Annotated in this window: 30 protein-coding genes; 12 read left to right on the top strand and 18 right to left on the bottom strand. The window is 64.8% G+C overall.

The genetic code is table 11. The features are described from left to right. The first annotated feature begins 28 nt into the window (after positions 1-28). Positions 29-1222, top strand: a complete 1194-nt coding sequence (locus ACVW1B_RS04445) for an adenylate/guanylate cyclase domain-containing protein (RefSeq protein ID WP_456821223.1) — start codon at positions 29-31, stop codon at positions 1220-1222. Here ACVW1B_RS04445 and ACVW1B_RS04450 read toward each other — a convergent pair. Then, complete coding sequence (locus tag ACVW1B_RS04450) at positions 1219-1983, bottom strand: hypothetical protein (RefSeq protein WP_456821224.1); 765 nt, start codon at positions 1981-1983, stop codon at positions 1219-1221. The two genes, ACVW1B_RS04445 and ACVW1B_RS04450, sit on opposite strands and share 4 nt — an antisense overlap. 90 nt (positions 1984-2073) lie before the next feature. Then, complete coding sequence (clpS, locus tag ACVW1B_RS04455; protein ID WP_021076758.1) at positions 2074-2379, bottom strand: ATP-dependent Clp protease adapter ClpS; 306 nt, start codon at positions 2377-2379, stop codon at positions 2074-2076. 232 nt (positions 2380-2611) lie between these two features. On the opposite strand from clpS, the gene ACVW1B_RS04460 reads away from it, so the two are divergent. Beyond that, the gene (locus ACVW1B_RS04460; RefSeq protein WP_028339506.1) at positions 2612-3463 is read left to right on the top strand and encodes a DUF1194 domain-containing protein; all 852 of its coding nucleotides are present in this window, start codon (positions 2612-2614) and stop codon (positions 3461-3463) included. A 6-nt stretch (positions 3464-3469) separates the two neighbouring features. Here the strand turns inward: ACVW1B_RS04460 and ACVW1B_RS04465 are convergent, their stop codons facing one another. From ACVW1B_RS04465 to ACVW1B_RS04515, 11 genes are all read right to left on the bottom strand, one after another. Continuing rightward, positions 3470-3964 carry a GNAT family N-acetyltransferase gene (locus ACVW1B_RS04465; protein ID WP_456821225.1) on the bottom strand — a complete coding sequence of 165 codons (495 nt, stop codon included), beginning with the start codon at positions 3962-3964 and terminating at the stop codon, positions 3470-3472. Positions 3965-3967: 3 nt separating this feature from the next. Next, a complete protein-coding gene (locus ACVW1B_RS04470) occupies positions 3968-4231 on the bottom strand; it encodes a type II toxin-antitoxin system TacA family antitoxin (RefSeq protein ID WP_229159997.1) in 264 nt (87 codons plus the stop codon). Positions 4232-4326: 95 nt separating this feature from the next. Beyond that, the gene (locus tag ACVW1B_RS04475; protein WP_253603119.1) at positions 4327-5160 is read right to left on the bottom strand and encodes a nucleotidyltransferase domain-containing protein; all 834 of its coding nucleotides are present in this window, start codon (positions 5158-5160) and stop codon (positions 4327-4329) included. 54 nt (positions 5161-5214) lie between these two features. Further along, positions 5215-6456, bottom strand: coding sequence for a class I SAM-dependent RNA methyltransferase (locus tag ACVW1B_RS04480; RefSeq protein WP_456821226.1), 1242 nt, complete (start codon positions 6454-6456; stop codon positions 5215-5217). Next, positions 6449-7204 (bottom strand): TlyA family RNA methyltransferase, encoded by a 756-nt coding sequence (locus tag ACVW1B_RS04485; RefSeq protein ID WP_253603115.1) that lies wholly within the window; start codon positions 7202-7204, stop codon positions 6449-6451. The genes ACVW1B_RS04480 and ACVW1B_RS04485 overlap by 8 nt, the downstream gene beginning before the upstream one ends. Next, positions 7201-7764 (bottom strand): nucleoside 2-deoxyribosyltransferase, encoded by a 564-nt coding sequence (locus ACVW1B_RS04490; RefSeq protein WP_057015217.1) that lies wholly within the window; start codon positions 7762-7764, stop codon positions 7201-7203. Before ACVW1B_RS04490 ends, ACVW1B_RS04485 begins: the two co-directional genes overlap by 4 nt. Before the next feature lie 99 nt (positions 7765-7863). Beyond that, positions 7864-9792, bottom strand: coding sequence for a 1-deoxy-D-xylulose-5-phosphate synthase (gene dxs / locus ACVW1B_RS04495; RefSeq protein WP_050387827.1), 1929 nt, complete (start codon positions 9790-9792; stop codon positions 7864-7866). A gap of 548 nt (positions 9793-10340) precedes the next feature. Next, positions 10341-10592, bottom strand: coding sequence for an exodeoxyribonuclease VII small subunit (locus ACVW1B_RS04500; RefSeq protein ID WP_028334494.1), 252 nt, complete (start codon positions 10590-10592; stop codon positions 10341-10343). Between the two features lie 127 nt (positions 10593-10719). Further along, positions 10720-11646 (bottom strand): histone deacetylase family protein, encoded by a 927-nt coding sequence (locus tag ACVW1B_RS04505; protein WP_225161639.1) that lies wholly within the window; start codon positions 11644-11646, stop codon positions 10720-10722. A gap of 288 nt (positions 11647-11934) precedes the next feature. Then, the gene (locus ACVW1B_RS04510) at positions 11935-13605 is read right to left on the bottom strand and encodes a bifunctional metallophosphatase/5'-nucleotidase (protein WP_456821227.1); all 1671 of its coding nucleotides are present in this window, start codon (positions 13603-13605) and stop codon (positions 11935-11937) included. A gap of 61 nt (positions 13606-13666) precedes the next feature. Further along, positions 13667-14428, bottom strand: coding sequence for a crotonase/enoyl-CoA hydratase family protein (locus tag ACVW1B_RS04515; RefSeq protein ID WP_092083615.1), 762 nt, complete (start codon positions 14426-14428; stop codon positions 13667-13669). 398 nt (positions 14429-14826) lie between these two features. Between ACVW1B_RS04515 and paoA the strand changes: the two genes are divergently transcribed. From paoA to paoC, 3 genes are read left to right on the top strand one after another with little or no spacing between them, the layout of a single operon-like run. Beyond that, complete coding sequence (gene paoA, locus ACVW1B_RS04520) at positions 14827-15465, top strand: aldehyde dehydrogenase iron-sulfur subunit PaoA (protein WP_229191168.1); 639 nt, start codon at positions 14827-14829, stop codon at positions 15463-15465. Beyond that, positions 15462-16412, top strand: a complete 951-nt coding sequence (locus tag ACVW1B_RS04525; RefSeq protein WP_253587657.1) for an FAD binding domain-containing protein — start codon at positions 15462-15464, stop codon at positions 16410-16412. Before paoA ends, ACVW1B_RS04525 begins: the two co-directional genes overlap by 4 nt. 31 nt (positions 16413-16443) lie before the next feature. Next, complete coding sequence (paoC, locus tag ACVW1B_RS04530) at positions 16444-18651, top strand: aldehyde oxidoreductase molybdenum-binding subunit PaoC (protein ID WP_456821228.1); 2208 nt, start codon at positions 16444-16446, stop codon at positions 18649-18651. A 77-nt stretch (positions 18652-18728) separates the two neighbouring features. On the opposite strand, the gene ACVW1B_RS04535 is transcribed toward paoC, so the two are convergent. Continuing rightward, positions 18729-19457, bottom strand: a complete 729-nt coding sequence (locus ACVW1B_RS04535; RefSeq protein ID WP_028334486.1) for an alpha/beta fold hydrolase — start codon at positions 19455-19457, stop codon at positions 18729-18731. A 102-nt stretch (positions 19458-19559) separates the two neighbouring features. Next, entirely contained in the window at positions 19560-20123 is a 564-nt protein-coding gene (locus ACVW1B_RS04540) for a DinB family protein (protein WP_456781377.1), read from the bottom strand. Positions 20124-20267: 144 nt separating this feature from the next. Between ACVW1B_RS04540 and ACVW1B_RS04545 the strand changes: the two genes are divergently transcribed. Then, complete coding sequence (locus ACVW1B_RS04545; RefSeq protein ID WP_456781376.1) at positions 20268-20960, top strand: VOC family protein; 693 nt, start codon at positions 20268-20270, stop codon at positions 20958-20960. Between the two features lie 75 nt (positions 20961-21035). Continuing rightward, positions 21036-22106 (top strand): lytic transglycosylase domain-containing protein, encoded by a 1071-nt coding sequence (locus tag ACVW1B_RS04550; RefSeq protein ID WP_456821229.1) that lies wholly within the window; start codon positions 21036-21038, stop codon positions 22104-22106. Between the two features lie 44 nt (positions 22107-22150). On the opposite strand, the gene ACVW1B_RS04555 is transcribed toward ACVW1B_RS04550, so the two are convergent. Continuing rightward, positions 22151-22555 carry a DUF1330 domain-containing protein gene (locus ACVW1B_RS04555; protein ID WP_310881771.1) on the bottom strand — a complete coding sequence of 135 codons (405 nt, stop codon included), beginning with the start codon at positions 22553-22555 and terminating at the stop codon, positions 22151-22153. A gap of 126 nt (positions 22556-22681) precedes the next feature. Here ACVW1B_RS04555 and ACVW1B_RS04560 point away from each other — a divergent pair, with 126 nt between their 5' ends. The 3 genes from ACVW1B_RS04560 to ACVW1B_RS04570 all read left to right on the top strand — a co-directional run bounded on the left by ACVW1B_RS04560 (position 22682) and on the right by ACVW1B_RS04570 (position 24525). Next, positions 22682-23674 (top strand): LysR family transcriptional regulator, encoded by a 993-nt coding sequence (locus tag ACVW1B_RS04560; RefSeq protein ID WP_456821230.1) that lies wholly within the window; start codon positions 22682-22684, stop codon positions 23672-23674. Between the two features lie 276 nt (positions 23675-23950). Continuing rightward, positions 23951-24160: a cold-shock protein gene (locus ACVW1B_RS04565; protein WP_028339489.1), complete on the top strand. Its 210-nt coding sequence runs from the start codon at positions 23951-23953 to the stop codon at positions 24158-24160. Positions 24161-24264: 104 nt separating this feature from the next. Then, on the top strand, positions 24265-24525 hold the full coding sequence (locus ACVW1B_RS04570) for a hypothetical protein (RefSeq protein WP_057015228.1): 261 nt from the start codon (positions 24265-24267) through the stop codon (positions 24523-24525). A 113-nt stretch (positions 24526-24638) separates the two neighbouring features. On the opposite strand, the gene ACVW1B_RS04575 is transcribed toward ACVW1B_RS04570, so the two are convergent. Beyond that, positions 24639-24881, bottom strand: coding sequence for a hypothetical protein (locus ACVW1B_RS04575; RefSeq protein WP_456781373.1), 243 nt, complete (start codon positions 24879-24881; stop codon positions 24639-24641). Between the two features lie 89 nt (positions 24882-24970). Between ACVW1B_RS04575 and ACVW1B_RS04580 the strand changes: the two genes are divergently transcribed. Continuing rightward, positions 24971-25213, top strand: a complete 243-nt coding sequence (locus ACVW1B_RS04580) for a DUF6894 family protein (protein ID WP_425249064.1) — start codon at positions 24971-24973, stop codon at positions 25211-25213. A gap of 22 nt (positions 25214-25235) precedes the next feature. Here ACVW1B_RS04580 and ACVW1B_RS04585 read toward each other — a convergent pair whose 3' ends face one another. Then, positions 25236-25469: a DUF6894 family protein gene (locus ACVW1B_RS04585; protein WP_456781372.1), complete on the bottom strand. Its 234-nt coding sequence runs from the start codon at positions 25467-25469 to the stop codon at positions 25236-25238. A gap of 497 nt (positions 25470-25966) precedes the next feature. Between ACVW1B_RS04585 and rpsU the strand changes: the two genes are divergently transcribed. Beyond that, positions 25967-26272 (top strand): 30S ribosomal protein S21, encoded by a 306-nt coding sequence (gene rpsU, locus ACVW1B_RS04590; RefSeq protein ID WP_075968627.1) that lies wholly within the window; start codon positions 25967-25969, stop codon positions 26270-26272. The last annotated feature ends 13 nt before the right edge of the window (positions 26273-26285 follow it).

Raw genomic sequence — 26285 nt, forward strand, 5'->3', positions numbered from 1 at the left:
GGTCGCCAGACCGCCCTGGGGGAATGCCATGAACGCGTCGGAGCTTCGGGACATCATCGAGTGGATGATCGGCGGCGCGCGGTCGGCGCCGACCCCGCCGCAGATGATGGCGGAATGTTGCGAGCGGCTGGTGCGGGCCGGCCTGCCGCTGTGGCGCATCGGCGTCTTCGTGCGCACGCTGCATCCGGAGATCTATGGCCGCCATTTCTTCTGGAAGCCCGGCGCGGAGGTCGAAACCGGCACCGTCGATCACAACATCCTGGACTCCCCGGAATTTGCCGTCAGCCCGCTGTCGACCGTGTTCAGGCAGGGCGTTGAAGTGCGCGCGCGGCTCGACGATCCCGCAAGCGCCCGGTTTCCGATCGTCGTGGACCTGCAGGCCGAAGGCGTCACCGACTACATCGCCGTGCCGCTGGTCTATACCGACGGCTTCGTCAATGCCTCGAGCTGGACCACCAGGCAGCCGGGCGGCTTCACCGACGAGCAGCTCGATGCGATCCGGTTGATCGCCGTGCCATTGGCGCGCTATATCGAAATCATCACCCTGCGCCGCACCGCCTCGCTCTTGCTCGACACCTATGTCGGCAACCGTGCCGGCGAGCGCATCATGGGCGGCCAGATCCGGCGCGGCCATGCCGATACGATGGATGCCGCGATCTGGCTGTCGGACCTGCGCGGCTTCACCGCGCTGTCGGACCGCTTGCCGGCCGAGACTGTCGTGGAGATCCTCAACCTCTACTTCGATTGCCAGGTCACCGCGATCCGCGACCATGGCGGCGAGGTGCTCAAATTCATGGGCGACGGCCTGCTCGCGGTGTTCCCGGTCGACGAATATCTCGGCGACGAGGTGCAGGTCTGCTCACGCGTGCTGGAAGCCGCGCGCGCGTCCCGCGCCGGCGTCGAGGCGCTGCAATTCGCCAATGGCGATGCCGTCGAACGCTTCCGCTTCGGCCTCGCGCTGCATCTCGGGCGCGTGCTCTACGGCAATATTGGCGGCGGCAACCGGCTCGACTTCACCTGCATCGGTCCGGCGGTCAATCTCGCCGCGCGGCTGGAGAAGATCGCCGGCCGTCTCGGCCGCACCGTGGTGGCCTCGGAGCGCTTCGCCGGCATCAGCGACGGCGGCTGGAGCGATCTCGGCGAGTTTCCGATCGCGGGATTTGCGAAGGCCGAACGGGTCTATGGCTTATTCGATGAGGCGCCGGTCGCTGCTGCGAGCTAGCGGTGGCGGGCGTAGGACTGCTTCAGACCGAAGGTCAGGATCGTCAGCGTGATCCACAGTCGCAGCATCGCGAAGCTGAAGATGAAGACGACGTAGATAAGGTTCTTGAGCGGCTGGTCCACCATCGAGATTTGCCAGAAGTGCCAGATTGCGGTGCGCACAAGCGCTTGCCCGTAGCCCAGCGCAACGTTGATCGTGCCTAGCACGAGCATCGCCGCGCCAAGCCAGAGCGCGTGCCGGCCAAGGTCCTTGACGGCGGCAAACAGCGCGACGCGACCGCCATTGCCTTCCGCATTGACGATGATCAGCAGCACCAGCGCCGCGATCGCCGCACTCCAGAACCGGCCGATATGGGTGACCTGATCGAAGGCCATGCCGTCGAGGCCCGACAACAGATACGGTGCAAACGACGAGAAGCCGATCGCGGCGGTGCCGAGTGACGCCACGATCATCACGAGCACGATCCGCCACAGGATCGACAGCGACAGTCTGATCTGTTCGGCCAGCGTCAATTCGCCGAGCGATGATCGGCCTCCGGAAGCCTGGATCGAGTCCCGTGCCGTCGCGAAGAAGGCGAGCAGCACGCAAGCGTTGGCCAGCGCCAGCGCGGGCACGATCAGGCCGAGATTGCCGTAGCCGACGATCCGCAGCGCCGCCGCCATGATGAGCCAGGGCAGGGCGGGCAACGGGCGAAATGGCCCGAACGAGGTCTCCGGGCGGGTCTTCCGCAGGGACAGTTGTTGGCGCAGCGCCACGGACATGCCGCGTTCATGCCATGCGATCCCTAAAGCACCGGTCGCCGCGATCGCTAAAATTGGCGGCAAGGCCTGTGGCAATCTGGCGCTGGCGCGCTATTCCTCGGGCTCGGTGGTGAACAGCAGCGGATAGCCCTTGGCGCGGCCGGCGTCAGTGGCCCGCGTCGCCTTGGTCTCGGCGACGTCTCTGGTGAAGACAGCGACGACGCAGACGCCGCGCTGGTGCGCAGTCAGCATCACCTTGTAGGCTTGGTCGTCGGTCATGCGGAATTCACCCTTCAGCACGGTGACGACGAATTCGCGCGGCGTGTAGTCGTCGTTGACCAGGATCACCTTGTGCAGGCGTGGCCGCTCGACCTTGGTCTTCGTCCTGGTTTTCGGCTTGACGACGGTATCCGGCATCGCACTCCCTCGCGATTGTCCGTAAGAATACCGTCTTCAGGCGCGCCTTGGAACCGTTCGATTTGCACGCCGTCATTGCGGCAACGGCACGGCGCGCGTTGCCGCATTCGAGGCAAGCCAAGTCTGACTTGAACGTGGACGTCTAACCTGAATGTGAAGGACAGCTGATATCTGCGCTTTTCGCCGCCTGAATTGCGTGTCACCATGACACTCATACGACGGGAGGGCCGCAATGCGCTGGTATGTCTCGATCGGAGCGGTGCTTGTCGCGGGCATGTTGGCCAGCGGCGATGTGGCCGGTGTTGCCGCGCCCGGCCCGGGAACCCAGCCCGGCCATCGCCTGGCTGAAAAGGAATCCACACCGAGCGTCGACATCGAGTTGATCATCGCTGTCGACGTTTCCTATTCGATGGACATGGACGAGCTCGCGATCCAGCGCGAGGGCTATGCGCAGGCGATCGTCTCCAAGGATTTCCTGCAGGCGCTGAAGGCCGGTCCGAACGGCAAGATCTCGATCACCTATTTCGAATGGGCCGCCTCCAACGATCAGAAGATCATCATCCCCTGGCGGGTGATCGACGGCCCTGAATCCGCCGATGCGGTCGCCGCCGAGATCATGAAGACACCGGTGCGCCGCGCCTCGCGGACCTCGATCTCCGGCGCGATCTATTTCGCGATCCCGATGTTCGACGAGAATCCGCATCGCGGCCTGCGCCGCGTGATCGATATTTCCGGCGACGGGCCCAACAACAACGGCACGCCGATCACGCCCGCGCGCGACGCGGCGCTCGACAAGGGCATCGTCATCAACGGTCTGCCGATCATGGTGAAGGAACCGTCCTACTCGACGATGGATATCGAGAATCTCGACTATTACTACGAGGACTGCGTGATCGGCGGACCGGGCTCCTTCGTGGTGACGATCAAGGATCGTGAGAAGTTCAAGGAGGCGATCCGCACCAAGCTGCTGCTCGAAGTCGCCGGCCGCACCCCCGAGCGCCCGATCATGCGGACCGCCGAGAAGGAGCCGCGGGTCAATTGCCTGATCGGCGAGAAAATCTGGCAGGACCGCTGGGGGCGGTAGCGGCGGTTACAACGAGGCCGCGATATCTGCGATCGATCGGAACAGGATCAGCGGATCATCTTTGGACGGTATGAATCCACGTCGTTGCCAAAAAGTCGCCGCCTCAGCATCCACGGCATTCACGATCAATGCTCGGCCGCCAATCAATCCAGCGGCGGTAACGCAGCGTTGCAGCGCGTGTTTGAGCAGGCCGGTGCCGACTCCCCTTCCAATCCAGTTCAGGTCCGTCGCAAGTTGCCCCAACAGCAGGCAGGGTACGGGATCGGGCGGTTGACCGGCTCGGATCGAACGCGGCAGGCTCGTCGGTACAATCGCGGTCGGCGCGAGGCCGTAGTAGCCAACCACGCGATTACCTTCGTGGACGACCAGAACCGCGGTGAAGCCTTTCTCCTGATTTGAGAGCGCCCGCGTCTTCAGCCAGCGGTCGAGCGACGACTTGCCACAAGAGAATGACGCTACAGCGTGCGCCGACGTCAGTGGCTCGGGCCCCGAAATGGCCAAGCCTCAGCTCCTCTTCTTCGAACCGGACTTCTCCCACGGTGCGGCACGCCGAAGCAGCTCCTGCATCTCCGGTACGGGTTTGGCAGGTCCGGCCATCGCCGTCATGAAGGCCTTGAAACCTGCGGAGCTCATGCGGATCGGGACCGTTTCCATCAAGACATCCTCGGCGGCGCGCACGGCCGCCTCGCGGACGAAATCCGTTCGCGAGCGGCCGCGCAGCGTTGCCGCCCTGTCGATGATGGCGATGTCGGCGTCGGGCAGCCGCATCGAAAGCGGGTGATCTTTGTGTCGGACGGTCCGGGGCATCGGAGACTACTCCATCGCGAATAATCTATAGTCGCGTAGCGCATTTTGCAATACGGCTAGGTATTGAGCAACAGCTTCTCAAGCTCGTTTTCCAGTAAACGCAACGTTTGCAACGCGGCGGCATGCTCGGTCGCGCCGATCTGCCGCCAGACCTCCGCGGCGCGGCCAGCGAGGCCGCGAACCGTCACCGGAAAATTCGCGGCCTGCGCCAGCGCGCCTTTTTCGTTGATCAGATACTGCCCGTGCAGCGCAAACAGCACCTGTGCGATGCAGGTTAGCGCGCGATAGGCGCAGCCCGCGATATGCGTGCTGTCGCCGCGCGGCAGAGCAAGCTCGGCATTCTCGATGCTGAACAGGATTTCCCATTGAAAGCGCCGGATCAGCGCATCGCGCAGGGCCGGCGGGTAGGGCGCGGTCCTTGCCTTCAGCGCCGCGACGAGGCCGTCGGGATCGTGCAGCGCACGGCACAGCGCGACCTCGCCCATCCAGATCGCCGAGCAGAAGCCGTGCGGATGGCCTGGCTGGTAGTGCATGCCGATCTCGCCGTTCCGGCAAGCATCGATGACAGCGGAGACCTGATCGATGCTGCGGTAGAGCAGGTCGACCTTGCGGCCGCCGATCGTGAGCCAGGCGCCGCCGACGATCCACGATCCCCATTCGCCGACCGGCGTGACATGCGCAGCAGCAGGATCGTCGACCAGACCCGTTACAGCTTCGCGCAGCCGATCGATATCCGGCGCGGCGCCATCCCGATAGTAGAGGCCGATATCGGTGTCGGAGGCGTCATGCGCCGTGCCGCGCGCCCGCGAGCCGCCGAGTACGATGGCGGCGACGCCCGATACGGCGGCGATAACGGGGATGATGCGTGCGAGCAGCGGATCGTCGGACATGGAGCGCAGACTATAGCGAGACTGCCCGCGCTCAGCGATAGCCGCTCCGTCCTGTCAGCGCGCGAACCGCGCCACCAGCTCGACATGCGCCGTGTGGCGGAACTGATCGACCGGTGTGACGGCTGCGATCTTGTAGCCGCCGTCGATCAGGATTTTCGCGTCGCGCGCAAACGTCGCGGCGTTGCAGGACACCGCGACGATCACCGGCACCTTGCTCGCCGCCAGCTGGGTGACCTGCGCCTGCGCGCCCTGCCGCGGCGGATCGAACACGACGGCGTCGTAGTCGCGCAACTCCTGCGGCATCAAGGGGCGGCGGAACAGGTCGCGCGCCTCGGCCTTGAGCGGCTTCAGCCCCGGCGTCGATTGCGCGGCCTTCTGCAGCGCGGTGATCGCACCCGTGTCGCTGTCGAAGGCTGCGATCCGCGCCTTCTCCGCGAGGCGCAGCGCAAACGGACCGACGCCGCAAAACAGGTCGGCGATATGCTTGGCGCGTCCGCAATGCTCGCGAACCAGCGCGGCCAGCGTCTCCTCGCCCCTGACGGTCGCCTGCAGGAACGAGCCGGGCGGCAGCACGACCTTCGCCTTTCCGATCGCGATCTCGGGGGAGCCGCGCTGCAGCACCAGCTCGCCGTGGCGTGTTAGCCGCGCCAGCCGGTGCTTCTGCGCGACGCGCGACAGAGTGGTGATCAGGCTGGTCGGCAGCGCGCCGGAGCCGCGCACGTCGATGTCGAGGCCGTTGACGGTTGCGGTGACCTGGATGTCGAGCGGCTTGCCGATCGCGGTCAGCGGCTCGGCGGTGGCCCAGGCCGCCTCAAGCGCGCCGTCGAGCGCAGGATCGAGGATCGGGCAGCGATCGACCGGGATGATGTCGTGCGAACCTGCCGCGGCGTAGCCGACCTTGAGGACGTCATGGGTGCCCATGCGCCCGTGCAGCGTGATGCGGCGACGGCCTGCGCCATGGGCATCGACCAGCGCTGTGACGTCCGCCGCAATCTTCGCCTGCGCCAGCGTCTCGACCACGATGTTGCGCTTCCAGGCATGGTAGCCTTCGTCGTTCCAGTGCTGGATCGCGCAGCCGCCGCACACGCCGAAATGCGGACAGAACGGTGCGATGCGCTCGGGACTTTCCCGCGCGACCCGCAGCAGCCGCCGCCGATCGGGATGGTTGCCCGGGACGTCGTCGACCTCGACCGTTTCGCCGGCCAGCGCATAGGGCACGAAGATCGATTGCGATCCCTCGATCGCGACGCCGTCGCCGCGGTGGCCGACATGGTCGATGGTGAGAAGCTCAGCCACGGCGCGCGCCGAGGAAGAATTCGATATTGCCGTCGCCGCCCGGGATCGAGGACGGGAACACCTGGATGTCGGTGCAGCCCTGCGAGGCGGCAAAGGCGGCGATGTCGTCGCAGATCTCCTGGTGCACCATCGCGTTGCGGATGATGCCGCGCTTGGAGTGTTTGCGCGCCGCCTCGAACTGCGGCTTGATCAGTGCCAAAAGATGCATCGGGGCGGCCGCCAGCGACAGCGCCACCGGCAGCACCAGCTTCAGCGAAATGAAGCTGACGTCGATCACCACGATGTCGGGCCGCGCCGGCAGGCGCTTGCCCTCGAAACTCCTGATGTCGGTCGCCTCCATGGAGACGATCTTCGGATGCCCCTGCAGCGAGGGATGCAGCTGGCCGTGGCCGACATCGATGGCGAACACGAGGCTTGCGCCGTTGGCGAGCAGCACTTCGGTGAAGCCGCCGGTCGAGGCGCCGACATCGAGGCAGACATGGCCCTCGACGTCGATCGGATAGTGCTCGAGCGCGCCGGCGAGCTTGACGCCGCCGCGCGAGACATAGGGATGCGCCGGCTCGGCCGAGAGTGCCGCGCCCGGTGCGACGATCTCGGACGCCTTCGCGATCTGCTTACCGTCGGCGGTGACGCGGCCGGCGTCGATGGCGGCGCGCGCCCGGGCCCGGCTTTCGAACAGGCCGCGTTCCACCAGCAGCACGTCGATGCGCTTGCCGGAAGATGCGTCGTTGTCGCCCGCTCTGGTCACTTCGCCGCCTGCCGGCGCTGCGCGGCAGCGAGCCGCACGCAGGCCTCGAAGGAGGTGAGGTCGTGCCATAGGTCGGCCGACGGCTCGCGCGGGGTCACCAGCGGGCTGCCGTGCAGGTCGAGCGCGTGCATCATCATCAGATTGTCCGGCAATCCAAACTCTTCCACCGTCAGCCCCTCCGCGTCGATCAGGCGTCCGTCGGATGCCGGCACGACCTGGCTGAGCCGCGCCACGCGATTGGCGTAGGACGTGGGATCGTTGGAATAGGCGAGGCACAGTTTGCCGCGTCCCGCCATGTAGCCGAGTTCGTAAACCGTGCCTGCGTCGGCACTGGGGCCGCGAAACGGCGTCAAGTTGGCGATGATGGCGTCGGCAGACTCCATCATCGCCTCGTTGCTCTTGAAGATGGTGAGCGAGACGCCGGCGGCGGTGGGATCGATGCTGTTGTCGAGCGGATACAGCCCGGTCAGCCCGTGATAGGCGCAAACCTCCGCCTTGCGGCGGCCGATCTCCACGGCATCCGGCAGGAACACGTCAGGACCTGCCAGATAGATCTTCATGGACTTGCCGGGGCTGGTGCGTTTTCGAGCGAGAACCTGGAGCTTCGGTTCTGATTCAATCAGAACCGAAAATGCTCCAGTGAGCGCCGCCCGTCACGATCAGGCGAGCTTGACGGTCTCGGCCTTGTAGTCCTTGCCGAGGGTTTCGAACACCTTGGCAACGATGCTCTTGGCGTCGAGACCGGCGCGAGCATACATCGCCGCCGGCGTGTCGTGGTCGAGGAACACGTCGGGCAGGATCATCGAGCGGAACTTGAGCATGCCGCTGTCGAGCATGGCGTTGTCCGACAGGAACTGCATGACATGCGAGCCGAAGCCGCCGATCGAGCCTTCCTCGATCGTGATCAGGATCTCATGGTCGCGCGCGAGCTTCATGATCATTTCTTCGTCGAGCGGCTTCATGAAGCGCGCGTCGGCGATCGTGGCGGAGAGACCGTGGGCGGCGAGCTCGTCGGCCGCCTTCTCGCACTCGGCGAGACGGGTGCCGAACGACAGCAGCGCGACCTTCTTGCCCTCGCGGATGATGCGGCCCTTGCCGACCTCCAGGGCAACGCCGACTTCCGGCATCTCGATGCCGCGGCCTTCGCCGCGCGGATAGCGCAGCGCGCTCGGACGATCGTTGATCGCAACCTGCGTCGCCACCATGTGGACAAGTTCCGCCTCGTCCGCGGCGGCCATGATCACCATGTTCGGCAGACAGCCGAGATACGCATTGTCGAACGAACCCGCGTGCGTCGCGCCGTCGGCGCCGACCAGGCCGGCGCGGTCGATCGCGAAGCGAACCGGAAGGCTCTGGATCGCGACGTCATGGACCACCTGGTCATAGCCGCGCTGCAGGAAGGTCGAGTAGATCGCGCAGAACGGCTTGTAGCCTTCGGTGGCGAGGCCGGCAGCGAAGGTCACCGCGTGCTGTTCGGCAATGCCGACGTCGAAGGTGCGGTCCGGGAACGCCTTGTTGAAAATATCGACGCCGGTGCCTGACGGCATCGCCGCGGTGATGGCGACGATCTTGTCGTCCTTCTCGGCTTCCTTGACGAGGCTCTGGCCGAACACGTTCTGGTAGGCCGGCGCATTCGGCTTGGCCTTGGCCTGGGTGCCGGTCGCGACGTCGAACTTGACCACGGCGTGGTACTTGTCGGCGGAGGCTTCGGCCGGGCCGTAGCCCTTGCCCTTCTGGGTCACGACGTGAACCAGGATCGGGCCGGTCTCCATGTCGCGGACGTTCTTCAGCACCGGCAGCAGATGGTCGAGATTGTGACCGTCGATCGGGCCGACATAGTAGAAGCCGAGTTCCTCGAACAGCGTGCCGCCGTCCATCATGAAGCCGCGGGAATATTCCTCGACGCGGTTGGCGCGGTTGGCGAGGATCTTCGGCAGGCGCTTGTTGATCTGCTTGGCGGCCTCGCGCAGCGAGCGGTAGGTCTTGCCGGAGTAGAGGCGCGACAGATAGGCGCTCATCGCGCCGACGGGCGGCGCGATCGACATGTCGTTGTCGTTGAGGATCACGATCAGGCGCGAGTTCATCGCGCCGGCGTTGTTCATCGCCTCATAGGCCATGCCCGCCGACATCGCGCCGTCACCGATCACGGCGATAACGTTGTTCTTGCCGCCGGAGAGATCGCGCGCCACGGCCATGCCGAGGCCGGCCGAGATCGAGGTCGAGGAGTGCGCGGCGCCGAACGGATCGTAGTCGCTTTCGGTGCGCTTGGTGAAGCCGGAGAGGCCGCCGCCGGTGCGCAGCGTGCGGATGCGGTCGCGGCGTCCGGTCAGGATCTTGTGCGGGTAGGCCTGGTGGCCGACGTCCCAGATCAGGCGGTCGCGCGGGGTGTCGAAGATGTAGTGGATGGCGGTGGTCAGTTCGACCACGCCGAGGCCGGCGCCGAAATGGCCGCCGGTCACCGACACCGCGTCGATGGTTTCCTGGCGCAGCTCGTCGGCAACCTGCTGCACCTGCTCGACCTTCAGCTTGCGCAGGTCATCCGGCGTGTGAATAGTGTCAAGAAGCGGCGTCTTACTAAATGTGGTCACAGCGAATTTCCAATTTTTGCCTGTCGGAACGAACCGCCCGACGCGAGATGGGATGGCGCGCACACCGCGCAGCGAATGCCAGACACTGGGTGCCGCCCCGGCAGGCCGGTGCCTGGTTGTAAGCCTAGATTCACTCCGGATTGGACCACGTGATATGCATCACCTTGGTCGCTCTTCACCCGTCCCGGTTCAGTTTTGTCGAACCATTTGAGATGCATGCCGCCCGAAAAGTCGGGCTGCCCGCCACTCTCAAATGCCCATAGAACTGGAAGCATTACACCAAAGCCGCAGCCAAAGCCAACCCGATAGGGGGCGCAGGGTTCCTATGCGGTGCGCTGAAAACCCTAGTCTTTTCAATAGCCGGGCGGGAGCCGGGTTCCAATTCGCCTAATTTGGCGGCAGCCGGCCGGGGCGGCTCGGCCTGATTCGCAGCCGTACCCGACCCCCGCGGGTAGCCCCGGGGGTTTACGGGTGGCTGGAAATGCACAGCAACAATTGCCCGCCGTGGCGGACATCGCGCCGCACGATCGAGGTAGGCGGCGGCGCCGCTACTGCACGTCGAGCGGCTCGGTGCCGGTCGGCTGGCCCGAGGCGTCGGTGGTGATCTTGTCGACGCGGGCTTCGGCCTGGCGCAGCAATTCCTCGCAGCGCCGCTTCAGTGCCTCGCCGCGCTCATAGATCGCGACCGATTCCTCAAGCGGGACCTTGCCGTCCTCGAGCCGCTTGACGATCGATTCGAGTTCCTCGATCGCGCGTTCAAAGGAGAGCTTCTTCACGTCGGCTTGGGTGTTCTCGGCCATTCTTGCGTTCCCGATTGCGTGGATCAGATCGCAACCTGATCTTGTCGTCCAAACATGACCTGTCGCAGGCCATGCTCGCCCCGGCGCAGAATCAATCGAATTTTTGCGGGCGTATTGTGGCGGGGATTTACCCGTCCATCAATGCGGTGACGTGAGATGCCACCGACTCTTTCAGGCCCTGCAGGTCGTAGCCGCCTTCCAGAACGGAGACGACGCGGCCGCCGGCGCTCTTGTCGGCGAGATCCATCAGCTTGCGCGTGACCCAGCCGAAATCCTCGCCCGTCAGGTTGATCGAGGCCAAGGGATCGCGGTGATGCGCGTCGAAGCCCGCCGAAATGACGATAAGTTCGGGGGAGAACTTCTCCAGCTGCGGCAGGATCAGGTTCTCGAAAGCGGAGCGGAACTTGGCGCCGCCGTCGCCGGGCGCCAGCGGCGCGTTGACGACAGTGTCGTGCTCGCCACGCTCGCCGGCGGCCCCAGTGCCTGGGAACAGCGGCATCTGGTGCGTCGAGCAATACATCACGGTCGGGTCGGCCCAGAAGATATCCTGCGTGCCGTTGCCGTGATGGACGTCGAAATCGATGATTGCGGCGCGCTTGATGCCGTATTTGCGCTGCGCGTGGCGGGCGGCGATCGCGGCATTGTCGAAGAAGCAGAAGCCCATCGGCGTCGATTTCTCGGCGTGGTGCCCGGGCGGGCGCACCGCGACGAACGCGTTTTGATGCTTGCCCTCCATCACCGCATCGGTGGCGGCCACCGCGCCGCCGACGCCGCGCATCACCGCTTCCCAGGTGCCCGGCGACATCGAAGTGTCGCCGTCGATATAGATCATGCCCGAGGTCGGCGCGATGTGGCGGAGTTCGCCGACATAGTGCTCGCCGTGACAGAGCAGCACGGTGTCGAGGTCGCCTTCCGGCGCGGAATCGCGCACCAGCGCCTTGAAGCGATCCTCGCCGAGCACCTCGGCGACCGCCCGCAGCCGGTCCGGGCGTTCGGGATGTCCGGGAGGCGTCAGGTGGTCGAGACAGGCGGAATGCGTCAGAAGCAGTGTCATGCAAATTCCCGGCGCAATCGATGCGCGTGCGAGGGCGCATGATCCGGAAAAGTGCGCAGCGGTTTTCCGACCAAGATCATGCAAGAGCAGGCCCTAATCTAGGCCGTTAGCGGCGTTCCGGAAAGGGCCGACATCATCCCTGTTCCCGTCCTTCCAAAGCCGGGGTGTTTTCCGCGTCATTGCCAGCGGAGCGAAGCAATCCATGCCGCCGCATGCTCGGAGACAATGGATTGGTTCGCTCCGTTCGTAATGACGTGAGGAGCTGCGTACGCCACCCCTAGACCTCGCTCAATTGATCCGCTCGATCCGCTTGCCTGCCGTTGGGCCTACCGGGCTGTTGGCCTTGAAGTAGGCATAGAGCGCATCGACGTCGTAGATGCCGAACTGCTGCGCGGTTCCTTGCTTGAACACCGTGAAGCCGTCGCCGCCCTCGGCGAGATAATTGTTCACGGTGACGCGGTAGCTCGCGGCCGGGTCGATCGGCTTGCCGTCCAGCGACATCCGTGCGGCGATGATGCGCGCGCCATCGGGCTTGCTCGCATCCCACGCATAGGAGAACCCGTTCGAGACCTGGAGGGCGCGCGGCCGCTTCGGATCGGCCCATTGCTGCTCCAGCGCGTCCTTGAGCTGCTTGCCGGTCAGCGTCATCGTCACCAGCTGGTTGCGGAACGGCTGGCTTGCGAAGATATCGGCATAGGTCACCGCGCCGTCCTCGCGCTTGACGATGTCGGTGCGCACGCCGCCGGGATTGGTGAAGGCGATCACCGCGCCGCCATTCGGTTCAGCGCTGGTTGCAAGCAGCTGTGCATCGGCGACGATGTCGCCGAGCGGGCTCTCGCCAGTTTCGGCAGGTGTACGCGACAGCGTTTCGGTGACCGAGCCTGCCGCGCGGCTCGCGATCGGCGCGGCCAGCCGGTCGTAGGATTCCAGCAGCGCGCTCTGCTCGGGATCCTTGGCCGTGCCGGCGATCCGCACGATGGTGTTGGCGGCCCTGGCGCTGATCACGTCATGGCTGTTCGGATCAAGCTGAAGATCGATCGCGGTGACCAGGGTGCCGTATTTGTCGCCGGAGGTGACGAGCCGTCCGTCGATCTCGCAGACATAGGCCTGGTGGGTGTGGCCGGAGACCACGACGTCGACCGCGCGATCGAACTTCTTGACGATGTCGACAATCGGCCCGGAGATCCCTGGACATTCATTATAGTCGCCGGTCGGAAAGCCGCCTTCGTGGATCAGCACCACGATCGCCTCGACGCCCTTCGCCTTCAGCTCGGGGACCAGCGCATTGACGGTCTCGGCCTCGTCGCGGAAGTCGAGGCTCGCGACGCCGGCCGGCGACACCAGGTTCGGGGTGTTCTTCAGCGTCAGCCCGATGAAGGCCACTGCAATGCCGTCGAATTGCTTGATCTCGTAGGGCGGAAACACCGGCTTGCCGGTCGCCTTCTCGATCGTGGAGGCGGCGAGATAGCGGAATTTGGCTCCTGTGAACGGGTGCGGCCCCTGGCATTTGTCGATCGGATGGCAGCCGCCATTCTGCATCCGCAGCAGCTCGTCCTTGCCCTCGTCGAATTCGTGATTGCCGACCGAGGAGATCGCAAGCCCCATCAGCGAGAGCGACTCGATGGTCGGCTCGTCGTGAAACATCGCCGACAGGAACGGGCTCGCGCCGATCAGGTCGCCGGCCGCAACGAAGATGTTGTTCTTGTGGCCCTCGCGCAGCTGCTTGACGACGGTGGCCATCCGCTCGGCGCCGCCGGCGGGCTCCATGATCTTCCTGGTCGCGTCAGCGGGGTCGGTGATGCGGATGCCACCCGGCGGCGGCCGCAGATAGCCGTGGAAATCGTTGATCGCGAGAATGCGCAGGCTCACCGGCTCCGCGGCCTGCGCCGGGCAGGGGTTTGCTGCGGCCAGTCCGAACGCGCAGAGCGCGGCGAGAGGGGAAAGGCGGGGCTGTCTCATGACCTGTCCATGGAGCACGGGATCATGGCGCCGCGCCACTACAATATTGCGACGCTTCGTTTCAATCCTTCGGGCGAGCCATGAATGCCTTGAACGCCTCGACTGCTTCCTCGGAGCGCATCCGTTCGCTGAACAGATGGTTCTCCTGCTCGATGCGGCGGGTGACGTCCTCTGGCGGCAGCCGGATCAGGCGCCGCGAGATCGCCACCGCCTCGGCCGGCAGCGCGCAGATCTCGCGCGCCACCTTGTGCGCCTCCACCTCGGCATGCCCCGGCGCCACCACGGTATTGACGAAGCCGGCGACGCGGGCGTCGTCGGCCGACATGGTGCGGCCCATCACCAGCATCGCGAAGGCACGCTGGTGGCCCATCATGCGCGGCATCAACAGGCTCGAGGCGCCTTCCGGCACGAGGCCGAAATTGGAGAACGGCGTCGAGAACAGCGCGGTCTTGCTGGCGAGCACATAGTCGCAGTGAAACAGCATGGTGGTGCCGATGCCCATCGCGACGCCGTCGACGGCGGCGATGATCGGCTTCACATTGTGGGCCAGCGAATACAGGAACTTGACGAGGTCGGAGGCCGGCGGCGTCTCACTGGTCGAGGTGCCCTGCGCGAGCAGGTCCTCGATGTCGTTGCCCGCAGTGAACACGCCGGAGCCGCCGGTGATGATCAGGCAGCGGATCTTCGGATTGTTCTGCGCCTTGTCGATCGCGTCGCTGATCGCGCGAAACATCTCCTGGGTGATCGCGTTCTTCTTTTCGGGCCTGCGCAGCCGGATCACGCGCGTGGCGGCTTCGTCGGTCACTATGACATGCGCGGTCATCGAGCGGTCCCAGGGTCGGCCGGCATCGTCGCCGGTGGAGGTCGTGCCGCCATCCTACATGATCCGGTGCAAGCCCCAAGAGCTCCAGCGTGTTCCGGGCCGCTTTTCCCCGTGGGCGAGCATGAGAACGGCGCAATGCAGATAACCGGAATCTTGCGATTCCGGGCAGGGGACATTGGTCGTAGGCCGGCCGCGCACGGCGATACTGCCGCGGAGGCCGCCCGCGCCTGATGGCGCCGCTGCCTCCCTGGAGCGGCTGTGGCGCTCGCGACGAGTTTAACTTCCCCGCGAGAAACATTCCGCTGTTCGCAGCATTCCCCCTTTGCTGACAGGCCGAGCAGACCTCGACACGTTGTTGTCGTGGTTCCGCGCTCGGCTGACTTGAGGAGAGCAGCGGCATGCAGATCTCCGGACGTTTGGAACTATCGCGGCGCCATCTGTTGATTGTTGGAGCCGCCTCGCTTGCGGCGTCGTCGATCGCGCCGCCGCCTGCGGCCGCCCAATCTGCCCCGACCGGAGCGCCCGTGATGACGAGAGTATCCTTTGACGTGAACGGCGAAACCCACCAGCTCGAGCTCGACACCAGGACCACGCTGCTCGATGCCCTGCGCGAGCACCTGCATCTGACCGGCACCAAGAAGGGCTGCGACCACGGCCAATGCGGCGCCTGCACGGTGATCGTCGACGGCCGGCGGATCAATTCTTGCCTGACGCTCGCCGTGATGCATCAGGGCGACGAGATCACGACGATCGAGGGGCTCGGCACGCCGGACGGGTTGCATCCGCTGCAGGCGGCATTCGTCGAGCATGATGGCTATCAATGCGGCTATTGCACGCCGGGCCAGATCTGCTCGGCGGTCGCAGTGCTTGCCGAGGTCAAGGCCGGCATCCCGAGCCATGTCACGGCGGATCTGAATGCGCCGCTGCGACTGACCAATGCCGAGCTCCGCGAGCGCATGAGCGGCAACATCTGCCGCTGCGGCGCCTATTCCAACATCGCCGAGGCGATCAGCGAGGTCGCCGGGAGGAGCGCATGAGATCATTCAGCTATGAGCGCGCCGCCTCGCCGGGCGCGGCGGCCGCAGCCGCCGCCGGCACCGCGAACGCCAAGTTCATCGCCGGCGGCACCAATCTGCTCGATCTGATGAAGCTCGAGATCGAGACGCCGGCGCATCTGATCGACGTCAACGACCTGGCGCTCGACCGCATCGAGGAGACCGCGGACGGCGGCTTGCGGATCGGCGCGCTGGTGCGCAACACCGATCTCGCCGCCGATATACGCGTGCGGCGCGACTACGGCGTGCTGTCGCGCGCGCTACTCGCCGGTGCTTCCGGCCAATTACGCAACAAGGCGACGACCGCGGGCAATCTGCTGCAGCGGACGCGCTGTCCTTATTTCTACGACACCAATCTGCCCTGCAACAAGCGCAAGCCCGGCAGCGGCTGCGCCGCGATCGGCGGCTTCAGCCGCCAGCATGCGGTGGTCGGTGTGAGCGACGCCTGCATCGCGACCCATCCGAGCGACATGGCGGTGGCGATGCGCGCGCTCGACGCCGTCGTCGAGACGGTGCGGCCCGACGGCACCACGCGCAGCATCCCGATCGCCGAGCTGCATCGTCTGCCCGGCGACAGCCCCGAGATCGAAACCAGCCTGGAGCCGGGCGAGCTGATCACCGCGGTGGTGCTGCCGAAACCGGTCGGCGGCGCGCAGGCCTATCGCAAGGTGCGCGACCGCGCCTCTTATGCCTTTGCGCTGGTCTCGGTTGCTGCGATCGTGCAGCGCGACGGCACCGGCCGCGTCGCGCTTGGCGGCGTGGCGCACAAGCCGTGGCGCGTCGAGGCGGCGGAGGCGGAATTGCCCGACGGCGCCAAGGCCGTCGCCGCGCGCCTGTTCGCCGATGCCAAGCCGACCAAGGACAATGCGTACAAGCTGCCGCTCGCCGAGCGAACGCTGGCGGCGGTGCTGCGCGAGGCCAGGGCTTGAGATCCAGGGCTTAAGAAGAGGGCCTGACATCATGCGTTTTGAACATCCCGCCACCTTCAATCCGATCGACCAGCTCAAGGTGATCGGCCACCCGACCAGCCGGATCGACGGGCCGCTGAAGACCACCGGCACCGCGCCTTACGCCTATGAGCGGCACGACGTCGCGGCCAACCAGGCCTATGGCTACGTGGTCGGTTCGGCGATCGGCAAGGGGCGGATCGGTTCGATCGATCTCGAGGCGGCGAAGGCTGCACCGGGCGTGCTCGCCATCGTCACAGCGGACAACGCCGGCAAGCTCGGCAAGGGCGAGCGCAATGCGGCGCCGCTGCTCGGCGGGCCCGAGATCGCGCATTATCACCAAGCCGTCGCCGTCGTCGTCGCCGGGACCTTCGAGCAGGCGCGGGCCGCGGCGCAGCTGGTCCGGATCGACTACGTCAAGGGCGACGGCAAGTTCGATCTCGCCGCGGAGCGGGACAAGGGCGTCACGCCGCACCCATCATTCGGCGGCCCGGCCGATACCGCCGTCGGCGATTTCGCCGCCGCCTTCGCTGGTGCGCCCGTACAACTCGATGCCACCTACACCACGCCCGATCAGGGCCACGCGATGATGGAGCCGCATGCTTCGATCGCGGCCTGGGACGGCGACAAGCTCACGGTCTGGACCTCCAACCAGATGATCGCCTGGGGCGCCGAGGACATGGCGAAGACGCTTGGCATCGCCAAGGAGAATGTCCGTCTGGTGTCGCCCTATATCGGCGGCGGCTTCGGCGGCAAGCTGTTCCTGCGCGCCGAGGTGCTGCTCGCCGCGCTCGGCGCCCGCGCGGCCGGCCGGCCGGTCAAGGTCGCGCTGCAACGTCCGCTGATGTTCAACAACACGACGCACCGTCCGGCGACGATCCAGCGCATCCGCATCGGCGCCGAGCGCGACGGCAAGATCACCGCGATCGGCCACGAAAGCTGGTCCGGCAACGTCAAGGACGGCGAGCCCGAGATGGCGGTGAGCCAGACGCGGCTGCTTTATGCCGGCGCCAGCCGGATGACGGCGACGCGGCTTGCGGCGCTCGATCTGCCGGAGGGCAATGCGATGCGCGCGCCCGGAGAAGCCTCCGGCATGATGGCGCTCGAGATCGCGATCGACGAGCTCGCCGAGAAGCTCGGCATCGACCCGGTCGTGCTGCGCATCAGCAACGACACCCAGGTCGACCCCGAGCATCCGGAGCGGCACTTTTCGCAGCGGCAACTGGTGCAGTGCCTGAGCGATGGCGCGGCGCGGTTCGGCTGGGACAAGCGCAATCCGAAACCCGGCGCCGTCCGCGATGGGCGCTGGCTGGTCGGGATGGGCGTCGCCGCGGCGTTCCGGAACAATCTCGTGACCAAATCGGCGGCCCGCGTTCGTCTGGACCAGAACGGCATCGTGACCGTCGAGACCGACATGACCGACATCGGCACCGGTTCGTACACCATCATCGCGCAGACTGCGGCCGAGATGATGGGCGTGCCGCTCGAGAAGGTCGCGGTGCGGCTCGGCGATTCCAACTTTCCGGTGTCCTGCGGCTCGGGCGGGCAGTGGGGCGGCAACAATTCGACCGCCGGCGTCTATGCCGCCTGTACCAAGCTGCGCGAGGCCATTGCGCAGAAGCTCGGCTTCAATTCCGCGGAGGCGGTGTTTGCCGACGGCGTGGTCCGCTCCGGCAATCGCAGCGTGCCGCTGGCGCAGGCCGCCGGCGGCGGCGACCTCGTGGCGGAGGATGCCATCGAATACGGCGATCTCGCGAAAACCTACCAGCAGTCGACCTTCGGCGCGCATTTCGTCGAGGTCGGCGTCGATGCCGACACGGCGGAGATCCGGGTGCGGCGGATGCTTGCGGTCTGCGCGGCGGGCCGCATCCTCAACCCGAAGGCGGCGCGCAGCCAGGTGATCGGCGCGATGACCATGGGTGTGGGGGCGGCGCTGATGGAGGATCTCGTGGTCGACAAGCGGCACGGCCTGTTCATCAATCACGACCTTGCTGCCTATGAGGTGCCGGTCCATGCCGACATCCCGCATCAGGAGATGATCTTCCTCGACGAGACCGATCCGATCTCATCGCCGATGAAGGCCAAGGGCGTCGCCGAGCTCGGCATCTGCGGCGTCGCCGCCGCGGTCGCCAATGCGGTCCACAACGCGACCGGCGTTCGCGTGCGCGACTATCCGATCACGCTCGACAAGCTGCTCTCAGGGATGCCGGAGCCGGCGTAGCGCGGGACGCTTCACCTCGCCCCGCGTGCGGGGAGAGGAGCACAGCCGAGTCGGGGGCGCTGTTCGACCTAAATGCTTTAGCCGCGCCCGACGAACGAGCCGATGCCCCGGCCGATCGCGGCGCCGTGCTGAAACAGCGCGCCGAGGTGATCGCCGGGCACCGACATCGCATCGAGGCCGTTCTCCGCGGCGAAGCGCTGCATCGGCGCATGGGGTCCGTCGTCCTGTCCGTTCCACAACAGCACCGGCACGCGCGAGGACAGCACCGCGTCCTTGGCGCCATCGACCTGGCCGAGCGCATTGAAGCAGGCACGCACGCCGCCTTCGAGATCCGGCGTCACCCATTCGGCGAGCTCCGGCACGGTGCGGCGGGCAAAGGTGATGAAGGCGCCATAGGTCAGTGGGCCGGCATTGCCGCGCGGCAGTCCGGTGAGGAAGTCCCAGCCGCCGATCGCCAGCGACGCCAGCCGTGCCGGGAAAAACCGGGCGACGCCGACCGCGACCCAGCCGCCCATCGAGTGTCCCACCACATGGGCGCGCTCGTCGCCGAGATCGTCGATCACGGCGACGATGTCGCCGGCGCGCTGTGCCTGATTATAGAGCGCCGGATCGGCGGGCTTGTCGCTCAGGCCATGTCCGAGCGAATCGACGCAGACGACACGAAAGCGATCGGCAAGTGCGTCGACCACGCCGCATTGCTTCCAGCTCGCGGCGTCGAGCAAGAGACCGTGCTGCAGCACGATCAGCGGCCCGGATCCCTCGACGGTGTAATGGATACGTTGGCCCCGGTGATTGGCGAATGGCATTGATAGAGTTCCCCACGTTTCACAAGAGGTGAGCGTGGAGGCGCCGGGTTTCAAGACCTCGTTCCGGATCAGGAACCGCATCGCCGATGGCGGGCGGAACCATCAGCCGCCCCACACGGTGGCTTCGCTCCAGCCGAGATCCCTGAACTCGGCTGCCCGGAGCGGGGCTTCGCCGGCGGCGAAGAATTCGTCGAGCTGCGGCGGCTTCACCGTGGTCTCCGAGAGCATCGCATGGGCCTGGCCGCGATGATGGATCTGGTGCTGAAACAGATGCATCAAGAGGCGGTCGCGCCGCTCGGTCTGCACGCTCGTGTCGCGATTGATCTTCACCACATCATCGAGCCGCTCAGCCGTCAGCGCATCGCAGTGCATGATCAGCCGCTGATCGATCGCGCGCTGGGCGTCTTTCAGTGCGGCGACTGACGGGTAGGGCACCTCGTTGGCCCACGCCTTCGGCCCGAGCCAGCCGCCCTCGAGCGCATCAATGTAGAAGAGATCGATGACATGAATGTGGTTCAGCGTCGCCTGCAGGCTCGGGAAGAACCCGGTCCGCGCGGCGGCGAACTCCGCCTGGCTGAGACCGGCGCAGGCCGTGAGCAGGCGGTGATTGGCCCAGGCATTATTGTACGCAAAAGCGCGAAAGGTTTGAACGAGGCCTGCTTGCATATCGGTCCTCACTGGATTGACTGTTTCAGGCAGGTGCACCGGCAGGCCGGCCGACCTGCGACAGTGATCGTGGTGCTTGCGTTGGTGACTTGATCCTCGCATAGCTAATCCATCGTGGTGCACTTCATCCGAAGGCGGCAGCAGATGCAACTGGCAAAGAACGTGATCGACGTCGGCCTTTCCTTCAACGATCTCGAACCGATGCTGCGGTTCTGGCAGCAGGAGGCCGGACTTCGCTTCGATCATGTGCAGCCGATCCGCCGCGGGCAGAAACAGTACCGGCACGACGCGCAAGGTTCGGTCATCAAGCTCAACCATCATGTCGAGCCGCTGCCGGATGTGGCGCCGAGCGGCTATCGCGAGCTGATCATTGCGCGCGCCGGCGTCGACGCACCGCAACGCATGGCCGACCCCGACGGCAACAGCGTTTGCCTCGTCCCGCCCGGACATGACGGCATCGCCCAGATCGGCGTCGTGATGGCGGTGCGCGACCTTGCCGCGCATCGCAGGTTCTACGGCGACATCCTCGGCTTCGCCGAGCAGTCCTGGTCTGATGGTCCGGCGTTTCGCCTCGGCGACAGTCTGATCTTGCTCAGGGAAGATCGCGCCGCAACCATCGATCCGGTTCGGGGTGCGCGCGGCTGGCGCTACATCACGCTGCAGGTCGCCGAGATCGACGCCGTGCATGACGAGTTGCGCGCCAAGGGCGTGCGGGAAGGCCTTGCGCCGGTGACGCTCGGCGAGGTCGCACGGATCTCCATGATCCTCGATCCCGATGGCAACTGGATCGAACTGTCCCGCCGCGCGTCGATCGTTGGAAGCCTGTCCAACCGCTAGGTAGCAAATTTTCTGGCCGCCCGGGCGGCGCCGATGATATGATTCCGCAAGTGCATCCAATTTGATGATCGCTTTATGCAGTCGATTTTCGGGCCGCGGCGGGTTCATCGATCGATTTTGCCAGCGGCTATCGGCTCGGCTTGCCTGCTGCTGTTCGTCCCCGTCGCAAGCGCCCAACCTCCCGGCGATCCAGCGGTCACGCCCGGCGCGCAACGCGCAGAGCCGGCGCAGACAGAAACATCGCAAACAGAAACGTCTCGTCCGGATAGCAACGCCGGAGTGCGCAACGCTGAGGCCGATCGGTCGGCGTCCGATCAGCAATCGTCATCCGTTCCGTCGCCGGCGCCGACAGCTTTGCGTCCAAAGCTCGATGGGCCACAGCAGTACTGCAAGGCGTTAGAGGAGGCTGCATTGGAGAACGGCTTGCCGCCGGATTTCTTCGTCCGGCTGATCTGGCAGGAAAGCAATTTCGATCCCAACTCGGTCAGTTCGGCCGGTGCCCAGGGGATCGCCCAGTTCATGCCCGGTACTGCGCGGTGGCGCGGTCTGGCCGACCCGTTCGAGCCATTGCCTGCCTTGCAGGAATCCGCGCGCTGGCTCCGCGAGCTGCGCGCGCAGTTCGGCAATCTCGGCCTTGCGGCGGCCGCCTATAATGGTGGTCCACGGCGCGTTCAGGATTGGTTGGCGGGACGTGGAAGCCTGCCGGGCGAAACGCGCGCCTATGTCAGGATCATCACCGGCAAGTCCGCAGAGGAATGGGCGCAAGGCTCGCTTGAGGATCGGGTCCACACCGATGCGGCCATGGCTTGTGGTGACATCGTGCGCGGCATGCTCGTTCGGGCGCTTCCAGCGGGCCCAAGAGAGTCCGCGACAATCGCGCAGCAAGCTGCGTGGGGGTCCTGGGGACTTCAATTGGCCGGCGGCCCGTCGCAATCGCGCGTACTCGCCGACTACCAGCAACTTCAGAAACGATTTGCATCCGTGCTCGGCGATCGCGCACCGCTCGTTCTGAGATCGCGCATGGCCGGGCCAGGCTCGGCCACCTGGTATCTGCTCCGGGTCGCCGAGACGACCCGTGAGCGAGCTAATCAGCTGTGCGCCCGGTTGGAGGCAGTCGGCGGGCGCTGCCTGGTGTTTCGGAATTAGGTGGCGCACGTTGCAGGTCGCAGCGACCGACGGCGTGATGAGGGCTAATTGGCGACGGAGCCCTCGACCGCAAATGTGTGGTACCTCGCGTATTTCTCGCCGACCGCCCGAACCTGCACGTAGGCCGGATCGTGTCGCCAGGCCCAAAGCGCCTCCATGCTCGGATACATGTAGATGACGACGCGCTTGGGTGGATCTCCATCGACGGCAACGACCTGCGAACCGGTTGCCGCCGCGCCGGCAGCCGCGATCAGCTTGCCGCCATGCGCCTTGATGATCTCCTTCGCCTTCGGGAGATATTCCCTGGCATAACCATCGGGGTCGGTGACCTCGATTTGGCCGATCAGATAGGCGGGCGGCCTGGCTTCGCCATGCAGTGCTTCGGTGCCAAGAGCGCCGATAGCGGTACAACTCAACATGACCAGAGCCATCTTGCCTCCAGAATTCATGTGAGCTTCCTCCGATGCCAGTGCCGATGCCGTAAGCCGCAGTCTGGCAGGACTCTCCACGAGGCTTCGAAATACGTCCAATACATATATTTTCTCGAACCTTATGCTCGAATGGTATAAGCGGGCATGAACCTTCAACAGGCCCTCACATTCTTGACGGTGGCCGAGCTCGGCACGGTCTCAAAAGCCGCTTTGCGGTTGCGTGTCGCCCAACCCGCTCTGTCCAGGCAAATCATCGGTCTCGAACGGGAGCTCGGCTTGCAGCTCTTCGATCGCGTCGGGCGCCGGCTTCTATTGACCGGCGAAGGCGAGCAGTTGATTGCGGGCTGCCGTCTGCTGCTCAACAGCGTCAATTCCTTGAAGGAGCAGGCTCAGCTGCTTCGTCAAGGAGATGCCGGGGTCCTAAGGATCGCCGGCTCGCCGCAACACATCGAAAGCGTGCTGTCGGAATTCCTGCACCGGTACGCGGAGCGATATCCCAGAGTCGAGATCAGGATCAGGGAGGGGATGGGCAGCGAGATATTGGCGATGCTCGAGCGCGGCGAAGTTCATCTCGGCCAAAATTTGCTGCACGCCGTCAGACTGAACGAACAGCACTTCGGCAGCCTTCCGCTTGGATCCGTGCAGTTACTGGCTGCTTGCCATCCGTCGATGCCGCTTGGTTCCCGTCGCACAATCGAGATCGCTGACCTCGCCGAACTTCCGTTGCTGCTGCTGGACAGCGGGTTCGGATTTCGGCGTGCTTTCGATGCGGCAAGCCGTATGGCGGGGCTGAAACCGAAGATCACGTTCGAGAGTCGCAGTCCGCACACCTTGCTGGCACTGGCCGAGGCGGGGCACGGCGTCGCGATCGTTCCCTCCCAGCTTCAGTGCTGGCGCTACGAATTAAGGATTGTTGGTCTCACGCACAGGCGCCGCGTGTTGCTGGAGCCTCTGACCATCTCATGGGACAAGCGGCGTCCGTTGCCTCGTTTCGCGACCGATTACTGTGCAATGCTGGCAGCGCATATGCGGGAGACGTTTCCGATCACGCGCCCGACGGAACCGGCAGCGGCAAAAGCAAGTGTTCGGACGCGCGCCAGGCGAGTTCCACGCAAGGCAAAAAGTCCGGGCGGTTGAATTCGCGATCTGCGCCCGCGCCATCACCGACGGCGCAAGCCCTTACGCGAAACATGGTTCGGTTTATCGGAACGGCAGCTCGGTGCAACTCCGCTCATCCGATCGATGGCGCTTCCGAGCTTGCCCTAGCGGATTAAGTGTGTATGCTTGCGGCGTTCGATTTGCCGTTGTGCCTTGTTGAATGGTCAAAGCGGCCCTTTTCCAAAGAACATCGTCGGTTGAAGGATGATGCGGAACCAAGCGCGAATTCACGTGCGTCCGCTTTGGAGAAGACAAATGCCTACAGGTACTGTGAAGTGGTTCAACGGCCAGAAGGGCTTCGGTTTCATTCAGCCCGATGATGGCACGAATGACGTGTTCGTTCACATCAGCGCTGTCGAGCGGGCCGGACTTGGCGGTCTCGCCGAGGGCCAGAAGCTGTCGTTCGAACTCAAGGTCGACAAGATGCGTGGCAAGACCAGCGCCGAAGATCTTCGGCTGGCTTGAATCGATCTGTTATTCCACGGATGTACTGGGATGACAGCCGCGGCCCGCTCGATCCTCTGATGGGTTGAGCGGGTCTCGCTGCTTTTCAAAGGGCTCATTCGCTCATGGCCAAGAAGCCGGAAGAACTCTCTGCCGAGCGCCTGGCCAAGGCCCAGCGCCAGCGGCTTGCCGCCGAGGCCGGTGCGCAGGCAATCGCTGAAGTCGAGCGCGATGCGATCGCCGTGCGCAAGAACATGGTGCGTCTGCGGGCTCTCCGTGAAGCGCGTGACGCCGAGGCGGCCGCCGCGCAGGCTGGCTCTGCACCCGCTGGCACGGCATCTGTGGCTGCCAAGAGAACCAAACGGGTCAAGCGCATCGTGCGTTAAGCCGCTCAATCACGCACGTCTTCGAGTCCGTCGCTGATACGTTGCTGAAGCGGACCTGTTGTTTCGCGGCCTCGGCCGCCAGTTCAGGCCGCGAAGCCAGGCCGTGGCCCGAACTATTTGGGACGATCGGCTTCCTTCCTGTTCGCCGCCTTCAGTCTGATCCTGATGTAGTCAGTGATATCGCCGGCCGCATCACGCAGATCCTGTTCCGTCAGGCCTTGCTGTCCCGCTATCTCGATGCACCGGCGCGCCAACTCGGCAACGTCCTGCGAGGCACCCGGCGTTCCATATTGCTCGGCAGCGTGGACGCTGTTTTCAATCCAGAAATCAAGGAACTCTCTCGCTTTTGCGGTCATGACTCACCCGGACGGCTCGCGCGCCTCTGTCCTCACCGGCCACATTCCTCGGTCTTCGCAGGAACAATCGAGAGCCGGGGTAAATTACCATGGCGATGACGCGCTATTATTTCGATCTTCGTGATGGCGGCGGCCTGGCGATCGACGAAGAGGGCATGGAGATGTCCAGCTTCGGTGCGGTTCAGGAGGAGGCTGCGCGCGCCTTGGCCGACGTGATTCGGGATTCCTTTCGCGGTCACAATTTCCATCAGATTGCCATCGAGGTCCGGGACGGCGACGGGCCCGTGCTTGAGGTGGCTATCGCTTGGCGCAGTTGCCGGCTGGATTCTTGAGTTTGGCTGCGCAGCGCGGCAGCTAGCACCTTGTGATGCCCAGACTGAGACTGACCTGAAACAGCGGCCCTTCGTCCGTCCGGACCTCAAACGCCAGCAGCCTGTGTTTATCCAAAGGCAGGTTCTCCTTGGCTATGCTGAGCAATGACTGCATCGCTTCGTGCGCGGCAGTTTCCTCGTCGCGTAGCTCGATGCCCTGTTTGTCGGCATAGAGTTGCTCGCCGTTGCGGATATCGAAATAGTAGCGGGTTGCCATCTTCGGCTCCCTTTTGTGGCGGGAGCTGCCCAGGCTCTCAGGTGCCGGCGCTCAATAGTTATCCGGCAGCGCTGTACTCTGCGCTAGTTGGAGCGAATTTGCTACTCGGCAACGATGGAGATTTTGGGGAACCGCTTTTCGCGTTCGCGGTCAAGCCGCCATCGCCGTTCAGCCATGATTTCGGTGTGGCTGAACCGTCGGATATAATTCTCACGATCTGCGATTGCGTCTTGCATAGCCGAGATAAGTGCATAGCTTTGATGGATCGACTGGCCTTGAGCCTTGTAGATCGGTCCCAGGACCTTTTTCCAAAGACATCGTCGGATGAAAGCGAGGACGCGTGCTTATAGCACCGCGGCTGAAGCTTCCGCGACGTTGTTCGTCGGCTGCCGTTCCACGGATGTACTGGAATGGCAGTGCGGCCCGCTCTGTCATTGATAGAGCGGGCTCTGGTCTTGTTCATTCAAAGTGCGTTGTACCGCGAGAGAGGTGATCCGTTGCAAGTTCTTGTCAGGGACAACAACATCGACCAGGCGCTTCGAGTTCTAAAGAAGAGGTTGCAGCGCGAGGGCGTCTTTAGAGAGATGAAGCGCCGCAGATCGTTCGAAAAGCCATCGGAAAAAAGGGCTCGAGAGAAATCCGAGGCCGTGCGGCGAGCCCGCAAGCTTGCCCGCAAGCAAGCGATACGGGATGGATTGATCGCGGCGCCTCCGCGGAAACCCAAATTCCCGGCGTCCAAACCTTCGGCGCCAAGGCAATCACCACAATCGCCACAGCAAGCAGGCGGCACACGGGAGACCTAGCCCGTACCGATCC

This window comes from Bradyrhizobium sp. USDA 4502, from assembly GCF_054063355.1.